The sequence below is a fragment of the Paenibacillus xylanilyticus genome (genome assembly GCF_047246825.1).
Lineage (GTDB): Bacteria > Bacillota > Bacilli > Paenibacillales > Paenibacillaceae > Paenibacillus > Paenibacillus xylanilyticus_B.
In genome coordinates this window covers 367,166-386,028 of record NZ_JBFOLB010000001.1, presented here as the reverse complement: position 1 = coordinate 386,028, position 18,863 = coordinate 367,166, and the positions used below count along the sequence as shown (strand labels likewise).

16 protein-coding genes and 1 pseudogene are annotated in these 18,863 nt (G+C 45.3%); 5 read left to right on the top strand and 12 right to left on the bottom strand.

Annotated elements, in window-relative coordinates:
* The first annotated feature begins 40 nt into the window (after nt 1-40).
* The 3 genes from AB3N00_RS01660 to AB3N00_RS01650 all read left to right on the top strand — a co-directional run bounded on the left by AB3N00_RS01660 (nt 41) and on the right by AB3N00_RS01650 (nt 3,649).
* On the top strand, nt 41-1,645 hold the full coding sequence (locus tag AB3N00_RS01660) for a hypothetical protein (RefSeq protein ID WP_413032998.1): 1,605 nt from the start codon (nt 41-43) through the stop codon (nt 1,643-1,645).
* 207 nt (nt 1,646-1,852) lie between these two features.
* Nucleotides 1,853-2,743, top strand: a complete 891-nt coding sequence (locus tag AB3N00_RS01655; RefSeq protein ID WP_413032997.1) for an ABC transporter permease — start codon at nt 1,853-1,855, stop codon at nt 2,741-2,743.
* Between the two features lie 15 nt (nt 2,744-2,758).
* Nucleotides 2,759-3,649, top strand: a complete 891-nt coding sequence (locus tag AB3N00_RS01650) for a carbohydrate ABC transporter permease (protein WP_413032996.1) — start codon at nt 2,759-2,761, stop codon at nt 3,647-3,649.
* A 73-nt stretch (nt 3,650-3,722) separates the two neighbouring features.
* On the opposite strand, the gene AB3N00_RS01645 is transcribed toward AB3N00_RS01650, so the two are convergent.
* Both AB3N00_RS01645 and AB3N00_RS01640 read right to left on the bottom strand, forming a co-directional pair.
* Nucleotides 3,723-5,468, bottom strand: coding sequence for a cache domain-containing sensor histidine kinase (locus AB3N00_RS01645; protein ID WP_413032995.1), 1,746 nt, complete (start codon nt 5,466-5,468; stop codon nt 3,723-3,725).
* Between the two features lie 23 nt (nt 5,469-5,491).
* Entirely contained in the window at nt 5,492-7,117 is a 1,626-nt protein-coding gene (locus AB3N00_RS01640; RefSeq protein ID WP_413032994.1) for a helix-turn-helix domain-containing protein, read from the bottom strand.
* A gap of 442 nt (nt 7,118-7,559) precedes the next feature.
* Between AB3N00_RS01640 and AB3N00_RS01635 the strand changes: the two genes are divergently transcribed.
* Complete coding sequence (locus AB3N00_RS01635; RefSeq protein ID WP_413035164.1) at nt 7,560-8,924, top strand: alkaline phosphatase; 1,365 nt, start codon at nt 7,560-7,562, stop codon at nt 8,922-8,924.
* 78 nt (nt 8,925-9,002) lie between these two features.
* On the opposite strand, the gene AB3N00_RS01630 is transcribed toward AB3N00_RS01635, so the two are convergent.
* The 6 genes from AB3N00_RS01630 to AB3N00_RS01605 form a co-directional block, all read right to left on the bottom strand.
* The gene (locus AB3N00_RS01630) at nt 9,003-9,596 is read right to left on the bottom strand and encodes a dihydrofolate reductase family protein (protein ID WP_413032993.1); all 594 of its coding nucleotides are present in this window, start codon (nt 9,594-9,596) and stop codon (nt 9,003-9,005) included.
* A gap of 20 nt (nt 9,597-9,616) precedes the next feature.
* Nucleotides 9,617-10,060 (bottom strand): SRPBCC family protein, encoded by a 444-nt coding sequence (locus AB3N00_RS01625; RefSeq protein ID WP_413032992.1) that lies wholly within the window; start codon nt 10,058-10,060, stop codon nt 9,617-9,619.
* Complete coding sequence (locus AB3N00_RS01620) at nt 10,060-10,551, bottom strand: MerR family transcriptional regulator (protein ID WP_413032991.1); 492 nt, start codon at nt 10,549-10,551, stop codon at nt 10,060-10,062. Before AB3N00_RS01620 ends, AB3N00_RS01625 begins: the two co-directional genes overlap by 1 nt.
* Nucleotides 10,552-10,670: 119 nt before the next feature.
* Nucleotides 10,671-11,423 carry an alpha/beta fold hydrolase gene (locus AB3N00_RS01615; RefSeq protein WP_413032990.1) on the bottom strand — a complete coding sequence of 251 codons (753 nt, stop codon included), beginning with the start codon at nt 11,421-11,423 and terminating at the stop codon, nt 10,671-10,673.
* Nucleotides 11,424-11,563: 140 nt separating this feature from the next.
* A complete protein-coding gene (locus tag AB3N00_RS01610; RefSeq protein WP_413032989.1) occupies nt 11,564-12,028 on the bottom strand; it encodes an NUDIX domain-containing protein in 465 nt (154 codons plus the stop codon).
* 213 nt (nt 12,029-12,241) lie between these two features.
* Nucleotides 12,242-13,891 carry a catalase gene (locus AB3N00_RS01605; protein WP_413032988.1) on the bottom strand — a complete coding sequence of 550 codons (1,650 nt, stop codon included), beginning with the start codon at nt 13,889-13,891 and terminating at the stop codon, nt 12,242-12,244.
* A gap of 486 nt (nt 13,892-14,377) precedes the next feature.
* Here AB3N00_RS01605 and AB3N00_RS01600 point away from each other — a divergent pair, with 486 nt between their 5' ends.
* The gene (locus AB3N00_RS01600) at nt 14,378-14,761 is read left to right on the top strand and encodes a RidA family protein (RefSeq protein ID WP_413032987.1); all 384 of its coding nucleotides are present in this window, start codon (nt 14,378-14,380) and stop codon (nt 14,759-14,761) included.
* A 120-nt stretch (nt 14,762-14,881) separates the two neighbouring features.
* Here AB3N00_RS01600 and AB3N00_RS01595 read toward each other — a convergent pair.
* From AB3N00_RS01595 to AB3N00_RS01580, 4 genes and pseudogenes are all read right to left on the bottom strand, one after another.
* Nucleotides 14,882-15,490: pseudogene (locus tag AB3N00_RS01595) on the bottom strand (ketopantoate reductase family protein); the annotation flags it as partial.
* Nucleotides 15,491-15,771: 281 nt separating this feature from the next.
* A complete protein-coding gene (locus tag AB3N00_RS01590; RefSeq protein ID WP_413032986.1) occupies nt 15,772-16,611 on the bottom strand; it encodes an ABC transporter permease in 840 nt (279 codons plus the stop codon).
* Nucleotides 16,608-17,771 carry an extracellular solute-binding protein gene (locus AB3N00_RS01585; protein WP_413032985.1) on the bottom strand — a complete coding sequence of 388 codons (1,164 nt, stop codon included), beginning with the start codon at nt 17,769-17,771 and terminating at the stop codon, nt 16,608-16,610. Before AB3N00_RS01585 ends, AB3N00_RS01590 begins: the two co-directional genes overlap by 4 nt.
* A 14-nt stretch (nt 17,772-17,785) precedes the next feature.
* On the bottom strand, nt 17,786-18,826 hold the full coding sequence (locus tag AB3N00_RS01580) for an ABC transporter ATP-binding protein (RefSeq protein ID WP_413032984.1): 1,041 nt from the start codon (nt 18,824-18,826) through the stop codon (nt 17,786-17,788).
* Nucleotides 18,827-18,863 lie beyond the last annotated feature (37 nt).

Genomic DNA, 18,863 nt, shown 5'->3' with positions numbered 1-18,863 from the left:
GAAAGTCATTAGTAACTATCACGAAAAAGGGGGAAGCAATTTGAAAAAGAAAACGAAAATCTTAATGTTGTCTTTATGCATGTCGACCTTATTACTCGCTGCCTGTACGAACGGAAGCAGCACCGAGCAAAGTCCGACAAATACGGATTCGGATACTAATGAGGGTGGAACAACAACCATTCACACGGTAACGTCTGAATACACTTCTGCGAAATATCCCCAGGGAGACGATATCACAAACAATGTCTGGATTAAGCGTTACAAAGAGAAGTTTAATATTGATGTCAAAACAGACTGGGTGAGCGATGAGTACGATACCAAATTAAATTTGGCTATAGCATCGAACGATCTTCCCGACGTGTTCAGGGTTAACCCATCACAATTAAGGCAGTTGGTTGAAGCGGATATGGTGATGGACCTTACGGAAGTCTTCGAACAGCACGCTTCAGATCGTCTCAAAGGTTACATGGAAGCGGATGCGGACAGTTACGAGTCTGGAAAGAAGGAAGGTAAACTGTACGGGATACCTCAGATGCACTGGGGATTAATTGAGCAACCAGACTTCATCTGGATTCGGAACGATTGGAAAGAAGAACTGGGTCTCCAGGATCCGAAATCTGTGGAAGACATCAAGAACATCGCACTGAAATTTATGGAAAAACATGGCGGTTACGGTATCGCGGTAGATCAAACGCTGGATTACCTGAACCTGCTCGCCATTGCATGGAATGCACATCCGGATATGTGGATCGAGGATAACAGTGGAAAACTGGTGTACGGCTCAGTCCAGCCTGAGATGAAGAATGCGCTGGCTGAATGGTCGGAATGGTACAAGCGAGGCATCATTGATCCGGAATTTGCAATCAAAGACTTTAATGCAATGAACGCTGATATCGTAGCCGGCAAAGTGGGGATGCAGCCTTACTACCAGTGGTGGGGATATAATCCGGGTGTCGATACGATAGCCAATCTGGGTAAGGACGCGATCTTTTACCCGTATATCATCCCTACCGTCGATGGAAAGGAAGCGAAACAATCCATTTTCTTCGCCAACAACAATTATATTGTCATGAAAAAGGGATTCAAGAACCCTCAAGAAGTGATTAAAATTTTGAACGACTATGCTTATATCGTGGATGAAGGTAATGGCAAGGAATCCAAAGAAACGTTATCCGCCCTGCTGGACAACGATATTGCCCATGTTGTGGGAGCGTTCCGTGTACTTAATCCGAATTCCGACTACGAGCAGTTTGAGGCTGTATCCGCAGCCCTTCAATCCAAGGATACCAGTGGACTGACAACTTCGGGAATGTGGCAGAAATATAACAACAGTGTTGAGTTTATGAAGAACGCAACACCAGGAGCAGTCGGTGATTATTTGCAACAAGGGGCACCAAAAAATGCTTACGGTCTTGCGAAGAAAGTGCTCGACAGCGGGAACTACACGAAGACGGCTCTATGGGGAGTTTCACCAGAAGCATTGTCGAACTACGGCACAACTCTGGATGATATCCTGACTGAGGGATTCACCAAGATCATAATGGGTAGCGAAAGTATCGATTATTTTGATGTTGTCGTCCAGAATTGGCGAGCAGCCGGAGGCGATGAAGCAACCCAAGCAGTGAATGACGCTTACGGAAAATAATTATGCGGTTACCAAGAGGGGATGAGAATGTTCTCGCCCCTTTTTAAAGATTATAGAATTTATAAGTTTTCAGCGAAGCTGAAGGATTCAATAATCGCAAGAAAAGCAACCGCTAAACCACGAATGTATCATCATCGATAGTGCATCGTTCAGAAGGTTTTCTTATAGCGGTTACACCTTCAGTACCCGAAGAACGGAGGAATATGAATGCTGAAAAAATGGAAGCAGCAGAGTCCCTACCATCTGATGTTGATCCCAAGCCTGGTCCTGGTCTTCATCTTCAGTTACATCCCTTTTTACGGACTTATTATTGCGTTTCAGAAGTACAATCCGGGCCTCGGCTTCAACTCGCCATGGGTAGGATGGGATAATTTTACGCACGTGTTTAATCAGCCGAACTTCGTAAGAACGATCTGGAATACACTTTATATGTCCGTCTTCAAGATCATCGGTGGTATTATTGTACCTGTTATTTTCGCATTACTGCTTAATGAAGTATTGCACAGTGGCATCAAACGCACATTCCAAACCCTGGTATATATTCCGAACTTCCTCTCTTGGGTCATTATGGCCGGCATCATGCTGGATATCCTTAGCTCCGACGGCATCATCAACACATTTTTAGGCGTATTCGGGATTGCACCTATCTCCTTTCTTGGCACACCTTCCATATTCCCTTGGACGATGATCGTGAGTGACATCTGGAAGGGCTTCGGATTCGGCACGGTTGTTTACCTGGCAGCCCTGACCAGCATCGATCCTGGACTTTACGAAGCCGCTGTGATTGACGGTGCCAAACGGTGGAAGCAGACCATTTACATTACTTTGCCCCTCCTTATGCCTACGATTGTCTTAATGACCGTGTTGTCGCTTGGGAACGTACTCAATGCAGGTTTCGATCAAATTTATAACCTCTACTCCCCTGTTGTGTACCAGACCGGGGACATTATCGATACCTATGTATACCGTCTGGGTATTCAGCAGGCACAATATTCGATTGGTACTGCCGTCGGATTATTCAAATCCATCATTTCCAGTATTCTGGTTGCCGTATCATACATCCTGGCCTACAGGGTAGCCGGCTATCGTATTTTCTAAGGAGGAACTATCATTATGATCCATGATAAAAGTATGGGCAGGCGTTTGTTTCATATCATGAATTACACGATATTGCTTCTTATCTCTCTTCTCTGTATCCTCCCGTTTATCAACCTGTTGGCGGTTTCGTTCAGCAGCAGCTCGGCAGTATCTGCGGGAAGTGTCACGTTCTGGCCCGTCGAATTCACGACTAAGGCGTATGAATTTGCATTAACTGGAGGGTCATTCTTTTCCTCTCTCTGGGTCGCCATCCAACGGACCGTTCTCGGAACGTTCGTGAATCTCGTTTTAATCGTGCTCACAGCTTATCCACTTTCCAAATCCAAACAAAAATTGATGGGCCGTAATATCTATATGGGATTTTTCATTGTGACCATGTTATTTAGCGGAGGATTAATTCCAACCTACCTCGTGGTTGTCAAAATGGGACTAATTGATTCGATTTGGTCCCTGATCCTGCCCGGAGCTCTACCGGTATTTAGCATGATTATTCTCATGAATTTCATTAGAGGGTTACCAGAGGAAATTGAAGAATCAGCCATCATCGATGGTGCCGGGCCTGTACAGGTACTGCTTCGCATTCTACTTCCTCTCCTCAAGCCAGCTCTCGCTACAGTCGGTTTGTTCAGTATTGTCGGCCATTGGAATTCATGGTTCGATGGCATTATCTATATGAACAATCCAGCCAATTATCCATTACAAAGCTATCTACAGACCCTTCTGCAGAGCTTTGAGCAAATCATGCTGAAATCAGGCTCCGATTATACCCAACTTCTATCCATGATGAATGCAAGAACCGGACGCGCCGCTCAAATGTTCCTCGGTGCCATTCCGATTTTGCTCGTTTACCCGTTCTTACAGAAATATTTTACCAAGGGTTTGGTACTCGGCAGCGTCAAAGGATAAATATGAAAGGGCTTGCAGTGCTCACTGCAAGCCCTTTGGGTGTATCCAACCCTATTACCCACAAAGCACAATACTACTTGGCTTCTATGATGGCGGGGAGCAGAATGGTGAAAATGGTACCTTTTCCAATCTGACTTTCCACCTGTATTCCATAGGGCTTGCCAAAATGAAGCTGAATGCGCCTCTGCACATTATGCAGACCAATTCCAGTGGTTCCGGTACCTGTTTCAAGTTTTTCTTCCATAAAGTTCAGGATTGTATGATGATCCATCCCGACTCCGTTATCGCAGACTTCGATCGTAATGTCACTGCCCTTTGGTTGAATCCGAATGGTAATAACTCCGTCTTCTTCGAGTTCGGCCAGACCATGAAAAATCGCGTTCTCAACAATGGGCTGCAGGATCATTTTGGGCATACGATAATCCATCAGTCGCTCCTCAATCTCATATCTCATCTGAATACAATCATAGTATCTGACATTCTGGATCGTCACGTAATTCGTTATATTATCAATCTCCTCACGAATCGTAACAAGCGTTCCATCGGATCTTGTCGCATACCGAAGCATCGAGATAAGTGCATCTGTCATGTCCACGATTTTGTCAGCCTGCTGCATGGACGCAATCCATTTCACCGACCCTAGTGTGTTATACAGGAAATGAGGCTTAATCTGGTCATGGAGCGCACGCATCTCAGCTTTGGCTTTCTCTATTTCCTCCTGCTGCATCCGCTCAACCATGCGCTTCAATTCATGCGACATCTTGTTAAATCGAATCGATAAGTGTCCAATCTCGTCTCGCGAGCGAATATCTTCGACTTGTTCAAACTGTCCCTTCTCGACCAGCGCAATATTGCGTAGGAGTTTCTTAATTGGGGTTGTAATGACATGAGATAGAAATATGGATATTACTGCAGCAAAAAGAAACATGACAATGGCCAATGTAATCAGATTACGGCCCAATATTTTGCCATCAGCCGTCAGCTCATCCAAGGGCATGTATAAGTAAGTTGTCCATTTTTGCTGACTAAGCGGACTGGTGACCACGACATTCAATGATTCGGGTGGGCGAACGTTGTCCCGGAACAGTGTACCGATCAATCGTTCGTCCACGTTATATACAATCTTGTCATTCTCATCTACGATCATAAACCTGGAACGCAGCCCTTCCTGCAAGTTACGATTGACGATTTCGATGAATTTGATATCAATGCTGACAACGATCACGCCAAGCAGTTTCCCGCTAGCCACATCATGAATTTTTCGAGCGTGCGAGACTGCCAATATTTTATTCTCCAATTGCTCATCCATCCGGGTTGTCAGAGTGATGGTTCGATCCTTATCATGCATGAACTTTTTAAACCACAATTCATTAGCCACCTTGTAGTTAGGGTCAATGGGTTGGTTAGGACTCACGAACAGATCTTGTCCCCCGTTTAAGTTATAGAGGTAAATGGAGAATACGCGATCCTTCATCATGATATAATTCATCAGAATATTATATGCGGCAACCTCATGCTGCTGATCCCCATCTCTCAGAAAATCCTGGATCGGAAAGCTTCCTTCATGGGTCGCAGACAGATTGTTGCTCAGTCCGTTGCTGGCCAGCAGCGTGATTTTTTCAATCTCTTTTAAGAACTCGTCAATCCGGATATTCGTCTGCTTGGCCAAATCGCTGAGCAGTTTCGTGTAATTCTGTGCCAATAACCGTTCAGAGGAGTAATACGAATTTATGGTCATCACAAATACCGGTAGGATAATGACCGTTATACATATCACCATGATTTTATTTTGGATTCGAAAGAGTTGGGTACGCCTCATCTGATGCACCTCTTATTCACGGTTTACATGGATCCCTGCTGCAGTCGTTCCCGATATTCCTCAGGCGTGTATCCTACAGCTTTCTTGAAAATTTTGCAGAAATACGTGTAGTTATGGTAACCCACCTTATCTGCAATTTCATACACTCTCATTTCCCTGCTCAATAGGTAAGCCTTCGCATGATCGATTCGAACTCGTGTCAAGTAAGATATAAAGTTCTCTCCCTTATCCTGCTTAAACAATCGGCTGAGATACGATGGATTGACATTAATTTGGCTGGCTACACTTTGCAACGAGATATCCTCTGCATAATATTTGTCGATCAACTCGGTGGCGAGGTCTGTATAGGTACGCTCCTGCATGATCTGGGAATCGGTTTTAAAGTAATACGCAATATGATCCAGCATATCTTGATGAATATCCTCCCAATACTCTCCCTTCAGAACGATTTCATAAGGCGATTTCTCCGTAAAAGAAGGCTTGCCTCTTTCAGTACCTCTTGATAAATGGGAGTGTATGGTTTCCATCACCATGATATATTGCTTACGAATACTGCTCTCATCCGCTCGCTGCATCTCCAGATCAGATCGAATTCCTTCAAGGAAGTCCTTTGCTTTTATGTCATCTTTGCTTATCCACAATTTCAGGAAGTCCCGTTCTTGCTGCGGGCTCAGCATCCCGTTCACTTCTTTCCGGGTTGGAGCTTGAATCACATCTTCGTAGTAGAGTACCTGGTTGCTGCCTGTGAAGAACCCCTGTTTTAGTGCAAATTCAGCTTCTTGGCATGCCTTTCTAATGCCATGGAAACCGGAAACGGTTGTACTTACACCTGCTGTGAGCGACAAATTCATAAAATCCTTGATTGAAGACAGAAGCTTATTACATAGTTTATTTAGATCAGCGTGTACAGATTTACGCTCAGGAAGCACATTGACAATAACCCAATACTCAGACGAATGTTCAACGAAAATCTCTTTCTCCCATTTGGATGGAATGATCTCTTCCATAATATTAAGTATAGAAAACCGGAGCAGCTTCTCCCCCTTCTCCACATATTTCCTCTTCGCATCCTCGTAATAGTTTACGATGAACTTGATGACGACCAACTGATCCGATCTTATGCGAAAATGCAGTTCTTCAGCTTTGGTGACCATGTCCTTTTCATCAATGAATCCGCTTACAACATCTTGAAAGAAACTATCCTTCAGATGTCTCAGGTTCTTCGAGTAATCAAGTGACATAGAGGGTGTGTTTACCGGGCTCACTTGTTCGCTTTGCAGTTTCTGTCCAATGGTAGTCAGGAGCTCGATAAGTGAGGTTTCTGTAATCTCGCTTTTAATCAAGTAGTCAGCGGCGCCCAGTTTCAATGCCTCTTTCACATAATGAAATTCGTCAAAATTACTCAGGATAACATACTTACAGGTTTTCAGCACACCTGAGGCCTCTTGTATAAGCTGTAATCCATCCATGATCGGCATCTTGATATCCGTAATGATTAGATCGGGTGCCACTTCAAGCGCAAGCTCCAATGCCTCTTTTCCGTTCCCCGCCTCACCAACAACATAAAAGTTGTACTCTTCCCAATTCAGCATGGAACGAATTCCAACCCGCATGAGTAATTCGTCATCTACGATCATTAGTTTATACATGGGCATCCCCCATTTTCGTTATTTCTGGATTGTTCTAAGCTTCACTATTATTTTGAAAAATGAGAGCCAACCTGATCTTTTTTAGCTATTCTACCATTTCAAAGACCACGATCCTATCTTCTCTAAAAACAAAAAGCCGTGTTTTCCACGACTCCGGAAAATTATTGAAGGAATCCATAGATTCCCTATTCTTACTCTGAACGATGTTTCAGTGAAAAGCCCTGCCGATAATAGGCGGGGTTTTTCAAATATAAGATACATTGACTTTTTCATATCCATGCCATCCCTTAATGCCTGGTTGCCTGTCAATTACACAACTCCATTTTTGTTCATCTTTTACCCCACGTATACAAATATCTTGGTCCTTTTTTACACTCGAATAGTAATCTTCATATACAGATGAATAATGCTTCATACATTCATGTTTAAAATACAAGGAGGAATTTTCGTGAGATTAACAAAAAAAGCACTCCCTGCAGCAGCATTAAGCCTGGCCATTGCTGCTTCTACAGTCTTGTCTGCCGGACAAGCAAATGCAGTACAAGCTGTGAGTGTAGAGAAAAAACAAATCAAGAATATTATCTTCCTCATTGGTGATGGCATGGGAACTGCTTATACTTCCGCATATCGTTATATGAAAGATAATCCTTCAACAAAGGTCATGGAGAGAACCGTATTTGATCCCTATCTTGTGGGAGCTCAAATGACATATCCGGATGACGACAGTCAGAACGTAACAGATTCCGCTTCCGCAGCAACCGCTATGTCTGCTGGCGTGAAGACATATAATGCCGCCATTGCTGTCGATAATGACCATACTGAAGTTAAAACAGTATTGGAGCAGGCAAAGGAAAACGGAAAATCCACAGGTCTTGTTGCGACCTCGGAGATCACTCATGCCACGCCGGCTGCATTCGGCGCGCATGACATCAGCCGGAAGAACATGGACGCGATCGCAGATGATTACTATGATGAATTGATCAATGGAGATCACAAACTTGATGTCCTGTTGGGTGGAGGAAAATCCAATTTTGTACGTGAGGATCGTGACTTGTCGAAAGAGTTTCAGGAAGCAGGCTTTAGCTACGTGACCGATCGCAGCACCCTGCTTGAAGATACAAATGAACAGATTCTCGGACTTTTTGCTGACGGAGGAATGAACAAATTGATTGATCGTACTAGCGAAACACCTTCGCTGGCCGAGATGACGAATACAGCCATTGATCGCCTGAGCACCAACGAAAATGGGTTCTTCCTAATGGTTGAAGGCAGCCAGATTGACTGGGCCGGTCATGATAATGACATTGTTGGCGCCATGAGCGAAATGGAGGACTTTGCAGCAGCATTCCAGGCAGCTATTGATTTTGCCAAAGAAGACGGCGAAACTCTTGTCGTAGCAACTGCTGACCATTCCACTGGCGGACTCACGCTCGGAAAAGACGGAGAATATAACTTCTTCGTGGATCCGATCAAAGCTGCAGTACGCACTCCAGACTTCATGGCAGCTCAAATTGCTGAAGGTGCATCCGTAGAAGAGACACTTAAGAGCTACCTCAAGCTTGAACTGACAGCAGAAGAAATTCAATCCGTAAAAGATGCAGCAAAAGACGCAGATGTAACGACGATCGACAATGCCATTGAGGCTATTATCGATAACCGTTCGTTCACTGGCTGGACAACAGGTGGACATACGGGAGACGACGTGCCAGTCTATGCTTACGGTCCGGCAAGCCATCGATTCGCAGGCCTGATCGACAATACGGATAATGCAGCAATCATTTTCGATATTTTAAAGAAGCATAAATAGTCAGCCATCTTCAACAATAGCCCATTCTCTTCTTTCCGTCAGGAATTGGAGATGGGCTATTGTTGTCTCCTAAAAGTGTTAATCTTCTTTGGATGGACGGTATGTCAATTCAACTGCGCCTGAAAGTAAAGTCTTGGTATTGACATGTTTAAGAGACATCGTGTTGATGTTCTCTGTGAACAAACGCCTACCATTCCCCTGTATAACCGGAAAAATCATGATTCGAAACTCGTCGACGAGATCATGCTGCATCAGCGTCCTAACTAATTCGCCACTGCCAAGCACCAGGATGTTTTTACCGGGTTGCCCTTTAAGTTTCAACACCTCTTCCTTAAGATCCCCTTGGATGAGGGTTGCATTCCAATTCATCTGCTGTTGCGTTTTCTTTCTGGATACAACATATTTGGGATAATTGTTCATTCTGTCGGCGAAACCTTCTGGAAGTGCAAAATCACGAATTTGATTAACAACCGTATTGGTTTCGCCCATTTTGGGCCATGCTGCAGCAAAACCTTCATAAGTGATCCGACCGAGCAGGAGCGCGTCACACGTTAGAAGTTCCTCGAACTTGTGTTGATTTTGCTCTACCGTATTGAATGGAACTGTCCAAACCGGATTTTCCATAACACCATCCATGGTTACGAATTCGGATACGATCACTTTTCTTCCCATGTCGCAACCTCATTTCTCGTTTAATTATGATGCTCCAACTCAATCTCCAACTTGTCCAGAAAATCGTTGGCCCCTTCAATGTGTGCTTCCTTCGAATCCAGTCCGTCAAGGAAGGTGCACTGTTCGGTATAAACGAGCTTGGTGCTGGCACCCTCGGGTTTTAATTCCACCGTTATTACTGATACGGAAATGCGCTTCTCTTCCATATCGATCGTTGCCGTGTAGACTATCCGATGGTCAGGCACAATGTCCTGAAAGGTAAAGATAGAGGCATAGACCGGACCACCGGGCTCCCCACCTCGGATAATCTCCTGACCGCCTATGCGGAATTCGAACTCATCCGCTTTTGCGAACCAATTGGCTTTTGAGGCAGGGTTCGACCATGCGGCATACACTCGAGTAGGTGAAGCTTTATAGGTTCGTTCTAGGCTGAATGTGTCGTGGATAATGGAATATTCTTTCATTATTTATCGCCCTCCGATTCATCTTGGTCAAGAAATTCGCCCAGTCGATCTAGATGTGCATTCCAATTAACCCGCTGCTCCGTGAGAAAGTTCTCGTGACCCAAGCGCATTACCGCTAACAGCTTGGTATAATCTCCGATCGCTATAGATTCTTTTCTCTGGATAAGATTGTATACATACTCCAATTCCTGCAGCAGTTTCTGCTGAGTCAGAAGGGTTTGTTTAATTCGCCCGATCTGGAGAGTTATTATTTCGAACAAGCTGATACGATCATCAGCTAGAACGGCTTTTACCTCATCAAGCGACAGACCGAGATCCTTCAAGGACAAAATTTGTTGTAATCGTGCAATGTCCGATTCAGTATAAAGCCGATGTCCTGAAGGTGAGTAGTATGAGGGAGAAAACAAACTGATTTGATCGTAGTATCGAAGTGTTCGAACCGTTAACCCCGTCAACTTGGCAAGCTCACCGACTTTCCAATTCTGTTTCATGATCATCCCCTTTCGTTACGCCAGCTGTTTACCGGTAAATTCAGTATAAAAGATGACGTTACGTCACGTTCAAGTGCTTTTTTTTAAATTTTATATTAAAATCTATTCTCTTGCGGTTCTCACCTCTGACAAAACTCTCGTATGCTTATGGCTAATTCTGCTGCATGAGTAAGGACAAGCATATGATCGGCCCCTTGGATTTCGACAAACCTAATCTCAGGTACACGCTTGAAGTGCTCGGCAATATTATACATGTCCGGCCATTCTATTGTTCCATGTATAAATAACGTACTCGCTGTAATTTTCTCTAAACGTTCAATAGAAGGTGGCTCTGGCCAAAGGACCTCAAAGCTTTTCCATTCGTTAAATACCCTTCCCATGTAGTGAGCATGCATTTCACTCAGAAAGCTCCCATGGGGGCTAGCCATGACAGCCCGATAGATCGGTGCAGCTAGGGACAACTCCACGATTTTAGATATATCGGGAGCAGCCGCATTCACGGATGTCATATAATTGGTGAACTCCTGCGAATAGTCGTATCCTGTTAATGAAGGGGCAATTACCACTAGCTGCTCAACCATTGAAGGATAGGATAGCGTAAAGTCAGTCGCGATCTGCCCGCCCATGGAATGACCAACAAGTGTGACACGTTCCAGTCCGAGATGTGTGAGAAGTTTGCGTAAATCCTCCACAAGTGAAGTCGGCTCTTGCATAGCAGGTGAGCGACCGGTTCCTCGACCATCGAAGGTGATGACCTTAAATGATTTTGCCAGTTCAGGCACCATATACCTCCATACCCTTGAGTCGACACCTCCCGAATGAATCAGGACTATCGGGACTCCATTCCCTTCAATTTCGTAAAAAAGTTCCATCTTGTCCCCTCCTCATAATGGAAATATTTTCTTAATACTCATTCTAATCATGACTGTACATCCAGTCTATATTTAAATGAGTTCGACCTGTTAACTTAACAGGTCGAAAACAAAATTTTTATGTGATTGTCGCAGGAGAATTATGCCAAACTTTCAGGGTCTCCAGGTTCCTCATTTCCTAAATACATATCTGTCTTTTCTCCCTTGAATAGTCTTAGAATCTGCTTTCTTAATTTGGACGGATATAACGGTTGATTCATAATATTTTCTACATCAAGCCATTCATATCCTATTTGGTTTTCGTCACCTTGCAGCATAGAATTGTCAGTTAAACCTACGTATTCGCATAAAAAAACCAAATCCACACGATGAAAAGCTTCACCATATACCCCTTCAATTACAAACTCCAATGATAACGGTTCTACCTCCACTCCGATTTCTTCCGCTACCTCTCGCTTCACGGCAGCAGTCAGAGTTTCCCCTGCATTCTGACCCCCACCAGGCATGATATAGAAAACATCACCATGATCATCGAGCTTAATTGCGAGCATTTTCCCATCTTTGATAATTAATGCTTTTGCTGAATTTCTAATTTTTCTCTCCATTTTTGATCCCCCATTTTTGCCATTAATCCGTCTCGCGATTTTATCATGTATGACTCAACAAATTCTGAACATTCACGAACGCACTACCCAGATCAATGAGCTGGATAAATTTTCGAGTTTCCCCCAAGTGTATTATGAAATGAGCAAAAAAAAAGGCTGTCCAGCGATTCAGTTTTCACTGACACGCTGGACGCCCTTGGCATTACTTCATCATTAATATGGATCGGCTTCCTGACTTTTGTTCACAGCATCTTTTGTTGCTTTGTTCGCTGCTAATGAACCTTGGCCATATTTCGATTTCCCTGCTTCGCGGCCTGGAACATTATTATCCGACTCCATTTCTTTCATTTCTTTCATTTTCTTTTCGATACCCTCTTTCACACGACGGCCATAGTCTTCATCGGCTTGTGTGAAGTGCTCAATCATGGCATCCTGAATCCGTTTTTCACATACTGCCAGTGCTTCAGAGAGATTTTTAATCAATTCATCGCGTTCCCAATCCTCAAAGCTACGGTAGGTGTGGCCCGCTTGCCCATAGTTATTAGGCCGATCAATTGGTGCACTCATAGCTGCCGCATTGTACATAGGATGGTGCGGACGATGATTTTCTTCACTTGCTTCCTTAAGCCCGCCCATCATCGATGGCTCATAGTTAATATGCGGATTTTCCCCAGACTCTTTCGGATCACGGATATCCATTTGACCGCGATGTTGATTCGTACGTACAGGCGTTTTTGGCGCGTTGACAGGTAATTGCAGATAGTTTGAACCGACGCGATAACGCTGTGTATCCGAGTACGAGAAGGTCCGACCTTGCAGCATTTTGTCATCAGAGAAGTCCATACCATCGACAAGAACCCCTGTACCAAAAGCCGCTTGCTCAATTTCCGCATGAAAATCTACTGGATTGCGATCAAGGACCATACGTCCTACAGGCAACCATGGAAACAGCTCCTCTGGCCAAAGTTTGGTATCATCAAGAGGATCAAAATCAAGCTCCGCATGGTAATCATCCTCCATAATCTGTACAAAGAGTTCCCACTCCGGATAATCATCGCGCTCTATTGATTCATATAGATCTTGCGTTGCATGACCAACATTTTTTGCTTGTATCGCATCGGCTTCTTCCTGCGTTAAATTACGTATCCCCTGCTTCGGCTCCCAGTGATACTTCACCAACACAGCCTCGCCTTTCTCATTGACCCATTTGTAAGTGTTCACACCAGAACCCTGCATGTGCCGGTATGTAGCTGGAATACCCCAAGGGGAAAATAGGAATGTAATCATATGTGTTGCCTCAGGTGTACGGGAAACGAAGTCAAACATCCGCTGAGGATTTGGCACGTTTGAAGCCGGATCGGCCTTAAATGCGTGAATCATATCAGGAAACTTCATCGCATCACGGATAAAGAAAATTTTCAGATTGTTTCCAACCAGGTCCCAGTTGCCATCTTCCGTATACATTTTCACTGCAAAACCGCGCGGATCCCGTGCTGTTTCCGGCGAATCCTTCGCACCTGCTACTGTAGAGAAACGGACCATCAGGGGTGTCCTTTTCCCGGCACCCGAAAATACTTTCGCACGAGTATACTTTTCTACTGGCTCATCTCCAACTTTTCCGTACGTTTCAAAGTATCCAAAGGCTCCCGAACCTCGAGCGTGTACCACACGCTCCGGAACCTCTTCTCGATCAAAATGGGATATTTTTTCAATGAAATGGTAATTTTCAAGTGTGGCTGGACCGCGATTGCCGACTGTACGGATGTTTTGGTTATCCTTCACTGGATGGCCCTGGCGCGTAGTCAAAGTCTCACGCTTCACGTCTTGTTCATTTAAAGCATTTTTATCTTTGTTCTCTGCCAAAATTGAAAACCTCCTCCATAATCAGTTCCACTATATCTTATCTGTAATTAGAAAATTTATACAGTATCCTGCACTCGTTATTTAAAATTAAATAAACCTATGTAAGCAGGTTTAATCCATGTGGTTAGAATATTTTGGTGCAGCTCCAAGTTGATCCTACTTTTTGATCCAGATGTTCTTTTAGACCGCCTTATAAGTTTGCAAATTCATCTCCACCATAATATGTTACCCTTCCATTATTAACCTAAACATGGATTTGAACTTTTAAGCGATGCTATGAGAAGTTCAGTTGGTAAGTTACCCCTTTCACCATGCCATCTGTCTTTAATTTTAAAGTTGAGAACATAAGGTTTTAAGAAGTTTATAAACAGCCATATTCGTTGGTGCACTATCTTTTCTGATAGTTGCTATCAATAAAGTGCGTACTATTTTTTAATTAACGCTCGTTTTATACTAACCTTACTTTGAACTAAAGGAGAGAAACAAATGACTACTGTCAAAACTTATAATCACCATCTTTGGGATCACGGTATCTCGCAGGGCTACAGCGTCAACGGAACAGTCTACATTTCAGGACAATTTTCCCATGATAAGGAAGGTGCGTTTGTTGGTGAGGGCGATATCGAGGCCCAGACTCGTCAAACACTAGAAAATCTAGATCGCGTGCTAGCAGAATTTGGTGTCACGAAGTCGAACCTAGCTTATGTGGAGGTCTATCTGACTAACGCGGAAGAGCATTTCGAACCATGCATCAAGCTGTTCAAGGAATACATGGGTCAACACAGACCGGCCGGCAGCTGCATCGGCGTGTCATACCTGGCGTCCCCTGTTCAACTGATCGAAATTAGCGCAGTCGCACACACGGACTAACCCAGTCACCTGTTGGGCTTACATAAGTCACAAACTAATTGTTCAAAACAGAAGGATCGAATTATTAAAAAAACCGTTGAACTTAATGTTCAACGGTTTATCCCTTACCCTTCATTCACCTTATATTTGTCCACTTACCAAATCTTCAAAAGCTTTTATATTCGTGTGAAAATGAGGAACCGTTTGCGTTTCTTCAGCAGATTTGACCAGTTTTACAACTAGATCATTATAAGGCGTCACAATTCCCGTACCCCTCGCTCTACTCGAAACCACGCCATTAATGTAATCAATTTCAGTTTTGCGTTTTTTCTCAAGATCCTGAAGCATGCTTGCTTTTAACAGCCTGGAAGGTTCCATCACGACTTGTAACGTTTTAATTCGTTCAGGAATATCATTTTCACTTTTTAGTTCAAGCGAGGCGATATCAAATCCATTCATTTTAACAAATTGGATCCCATTGGCGTGTCCAACCTTAATCGTCTCATCGGCGATATGAACGGCACTCACAATGCCAACTTCGTTATCAAGAATATCTCCATATTCTCCGTTTAATGCGGCTGATAAACCACTGAATGCGTTGTTGATCAGCAATTTTGACCACTTGGTTCCAACCAAATTGTCGGAAATGTGTGTTCCACCCACAAGATCCAAAACCGATTTAACGCGCTGAATTCGTTCGGTGATTTCTCCATTTAATTCCCCAATTTGAAAAGCATACTTCTTAAATTGGCAGCCTATCTTGGGTAAAACAAAAATGGTTATCTTCATCGGTTAGTAACTTTCGTGATTTTATTACTGCTTACTATGAAGTTAACTCTGGCATGTTTAAGGTTGATTAGGTTCCACTAAAAATTTGTGATGTTTTAGAAATTTGCTTCAGGAAAAATATCTTCTATAACCTTTCCATTTTGGCAGCGCTCATCATGCTGATCGAACCGATCATGTCTTCGCATCAAAAAAAGCGCTCCCTACGAAGGAGCGCTTCAACTTTTATCTTTTCACAATCACACCTAGATCTTCGCCTTCTCCTCCTCCGCCATCGACCGGATATAGAACGCACCCAGTACCGAACAAAGCAGAAACGAGAAGAAAGCGATCGCTGCTGCCTGTTCACGCTCCTGGAACACGCTGAATACCTGCTGCATGGAGACACCCAGCATCTGTGGAGAGTTGGCTCCAATCAGGTAGGGCGCGGTGAAGGAACCGATGACCCCCATGAAGACGAAAGTCAGTGCAACAAGAAATGTCTTGTATGACAGAGGAAAAATAAACCGAGTAAACAGTGTCAATCTCCCTACGCCCACGTCCTTCGCACTCTCGATGACCGATGAAGGAATGCCCGATAGCGCAGAGCTGAGCAGCATCGTTGTAAACGGAATGTTGAACCACAGATTGGCGATGATGATACCTTTTTCGTCAAAAATGATGCGCGGCAGCGTAATACCGACGACCTCGAGCAAGCGGGCAAGCCAGCCGTGGTTGCCGAGCAGGTTGATCAGACCATAGGTGGCGATGACACCGGGGATGAACAGCGGGATCATGTAAGTTTTGCGGATCAGATTGACGATCGGTCCCTGGTTGAAACGCATGTAGATCGCCAGCGTGTAGCTGACCAGCATCACGGCAACGCACGTAATGGCGGTGACCCGAAGCGTAAAGACAATATTGTTGCGCATCCCCTTATCGGTGAACAGATACGTATAGCGGCTCAGATCGTATCCGCCAGAGCCGTTGCTCAAGCTCATGATGAAGGATTGGACGATCGGGATAATAACAACGATCAGCAGGATGGCGAAGGAGGGGAGGACCATTGCCAGGCCCGTGATCGACTGTTTGGCTTCCTTACTCATTGTGCGGCAACATCGCTCTGCCAGCGTTTGTTAATCTCTGTGCCCAGATCCCCGATGTTGAACGTACGGAAGCCTTCGGCCACGCCGTCGAACTTATCCTGCATATCCTGCGACATATTGGAGAGCTCAATGCCCGGGAAACCGTTCATTTTCTCAACGATGACCTCCTGTGCTTCCGGCGAGAGGACGAAGTTCAGGAATTCATTGATCTCTTCCTTCTTGTCCGATTCCTGATTGACCATCAGATAAGTTGGTCCGCCATTGAAGCCTGGCGTGATCTGCTGCATCTTGATTGTATCCGGCAGCAGACCTTCATTCAGCTGCTGCAGCACCATGTCCGACCAGGCCGGAATCAAGGATACTTCTCCGTTCATCAACAGATCCAGCGTACCTTGGTTTTTCTTCGGATAGATGCCCTGACCGTAGACATATGGTCCGATTTCCTGGAGGGTGTTGAAGCCGCCGTCCCATTTCTCCATGATCGCCGGATCGGAGTTGTGAATGTCTTCTTCCGGCAGGTCTTTGTAGACGATCGTCTGGACGAACGAACTGCCGGAACCACCTGTTGACGGATCATTATAGGCAAACTGCTCGGGATTGGCTTTGATCCATTCCAGCAGCTCATCCAGCGTGGTCGGCGGATTGGAAATTTTGCTGCTGTCATAGGCCAGCACCACTGCGGATGAACGATACGGCACTGCGAAGTTGTCCACATCCTTCATTGTTTCTGCGTTGACTTTGCTGAGGTTCGGAATGTCATCCGCGTTTAATTGCGTCCATATTCCGTCCTTCGTGCCCTGTGAAACGTAGGCAATGCTGTCTTCGTACAGGTCGATATCTCCTGAGCCTTTACCCGCCGTCTTGGCGGCAACGATCCGGTCGTAAGTCGGCTCAGCGCCGGTGCCAGACGGAATGTAAACCAGTTTCACGTCAATATCCGGATGCTGTTTCTCAAACATCGGCTCCAGTGAATCCCACAGGTCCTTGACGTTCTGCGAGCCGGTAAAATAGAAGTTAAAAGATGCCGGATCTCCCGATGCCGCAGCACTTCCCTCAGTGGAGGTACTTGTGTTCTCACTTCCGTTTCCACACCCGGCCAGCAATGACACCGACAATCCCACAACCGTCAACAACGATAACAATGGCTTCTTCAAACGCATATGTTTCATCCTCCTCAGTTCGATTCATCGACCGGGAATCCGGTCATTTTCGATATCGAGATGCCGACGTCTTTTCCTACTTGAAGCTGCTGTACGACTTCCTTGTTCAGGAAAGCACGTATCATGCCGAATTCCGCCAGATCCACGGTAATTTCGGCGTAATGTCCCAGAATCATCACCTGCTTGACCTTGCCCGCCAAAACGCCTTCTCCAACCATGCTGCCACTCACTTGGACATCTTCCGGCCGGATCGCCGCTGTCACCTGCCCCGATAATCCCTTCTCGTTCGGCAGGCGAAGGTTTCCAATCCGAATGTCCTCCCCTTCCGCCACCCCCTTCAAAAAATTCATCTTGCCAATAAAACCGGCGACATACAGTGAAGCGGGCTCATCGTAGATTTTCTGCGGCTCAGCAATCTGTTCGATGCGCCCATGATTCATGACGATAATGCGGTCGGATAACGACAGTGCTTCTTCCTGGTCGTGCGTGACGAATACCATCGTGAGTCCCGTCTTCATCTGAATCTCCCGCAGCTCTTCGCGCATTTCATGCCGCAACTTGGCGTCCAGTGCCGAGAATGGCTCGTCCAGCAGCAGCACCGCCGGATTGAGCAGCAGCGACCGGGCCAACGCTACTCGCTGCTGCTGTCCTCCCGAGAGCTCCGCCGGATACTTCTTTCCGAAGCCTGACAGCCGGACCAACTTGAGCGCATCTTCGACCGCCGTGCGGATCTCCGCCTTCGGTACTTTACGGATCTTCAGGCCAAACGCCAGATTTTCGTACACCGACATATGCGACCACAAATTATAACTCTGAAATACCATCGAGGTCGGCCGTTTCTCCGGCGGAAGTTGAATGACACTTTTGCCTTCGATCAGGATGTCGCCGGAGTCCGGTTCTAGAAATCCGCCGATACTGCGCAGCACGGTCGTTTTCCCGCATCCCGAAGGACCGAGAAGGGTGACCAGCTCGCCTTTTTCGATGTCGATGTTGATGCTGCTGACCCCGTCACCAGTTTTGTAGCGTTTGGCTAATTCTCGTACAGATAACTGCATGGTGCTGCCGCCTCCCTTTGCCCCGGTATATAGACCG

Excerpts from the sequence above, each read along its gene's own strand:
- AB3N00_RS01655 (WP_413032997.1), top strand. The coding sequence starts at position 1,853 with ATGCTGAAAAAATGGAAGCAGCAGAGTCCCTACCATCTGATGTTGATC.
- AB3N00_RS01650 (WP_413032996.1), top strand. The coding sequence starts at position 2,759 with ATGATCCATGATAAAAGTATGGGCAGGCGTTTGTTTCATATCATGAAT.
- AB3N00_RS01645 (WP_413032995.1), bottom strand. The coding sequence starts at position 5,468 with ATGAGGCGTACCCAACTCTTTCGAATCCAAAATAAAATCATGGTGATA.
- AB3N00_RS01640 (WP_413032994.1), bottom strand. The coding sequence starts at position 7,117 with ATGTATAAACTAATGATCGTAGATGACGAATTACTCATGCGGGTTGGA.
- AB3N00_RS01630 (WP_413032993.1), bottom strand. The coding sequence starts at position 9,596 with ATGGGAAGAAAAGTGATCGTATCCGAATTCGTAACCATGGATGGTGTT.
- AB3N00_RS01625 (WP_413032992.1), bottom strand. The coding sequence starts at position 10,060 with ATGAAAGAATATTCCATTATCCACGACACATTCAGCCTAGAACGAACC.
- AB3N00_RS01620 (WP_413032991.1), bottom strand. The coding sequence starts at position 10,551 with ATGAAACAGAATTGGAAAGTCGGTGAGCTTGCCAAGTTGACGGGGTTA.
- AB3N00_RS01615 (WP_413032990.1), bottom strand. The coding sequence starts at position 11,423 with ATGGAACTTTTTTACGAAATTGAAGGGAATGGAGTCCCGATAGTCCTG.
- AB3N00_RS01610 (WP_413032989.1), bottom strand. The coding sequence starts at position 12,028 with ATGGAGAGAAAAATTAGAAATTCAGCAAAAGCATTAATTATCAAAGAT.
- AB3N00_RS01600 (WP_413032987.1), top strand. The coding sequence starts at position 14,378 with ATGACTACTGTCAAAACTTATAATCACCATCTTTGGGATCACGGTATC.
- AB3N00_RS01590 (WP_413032986.1), bottom strand. The coding sequence starts at position 16,611 with ATGAGTAAGGAAGCCAAACAGTCGATCACGGGCCTGGCAATGGTCCTC.
- AB3N00_RS01585 (WP_413032985.1), bottom strand. The coding sequence starts at position 17,771 with ATGCGTTTGAAGAAGCCATTGTTATCGTTGTTGACGGTTGTGGGATTG.
- AB3N00_RS01580 (WP_413032984.1), bottom strand. The coding sequence starts at position 18,826 with ATGCAGTTATCTGTACGAGAATTAGCCAAACGCTACAAAACTGGTGAC.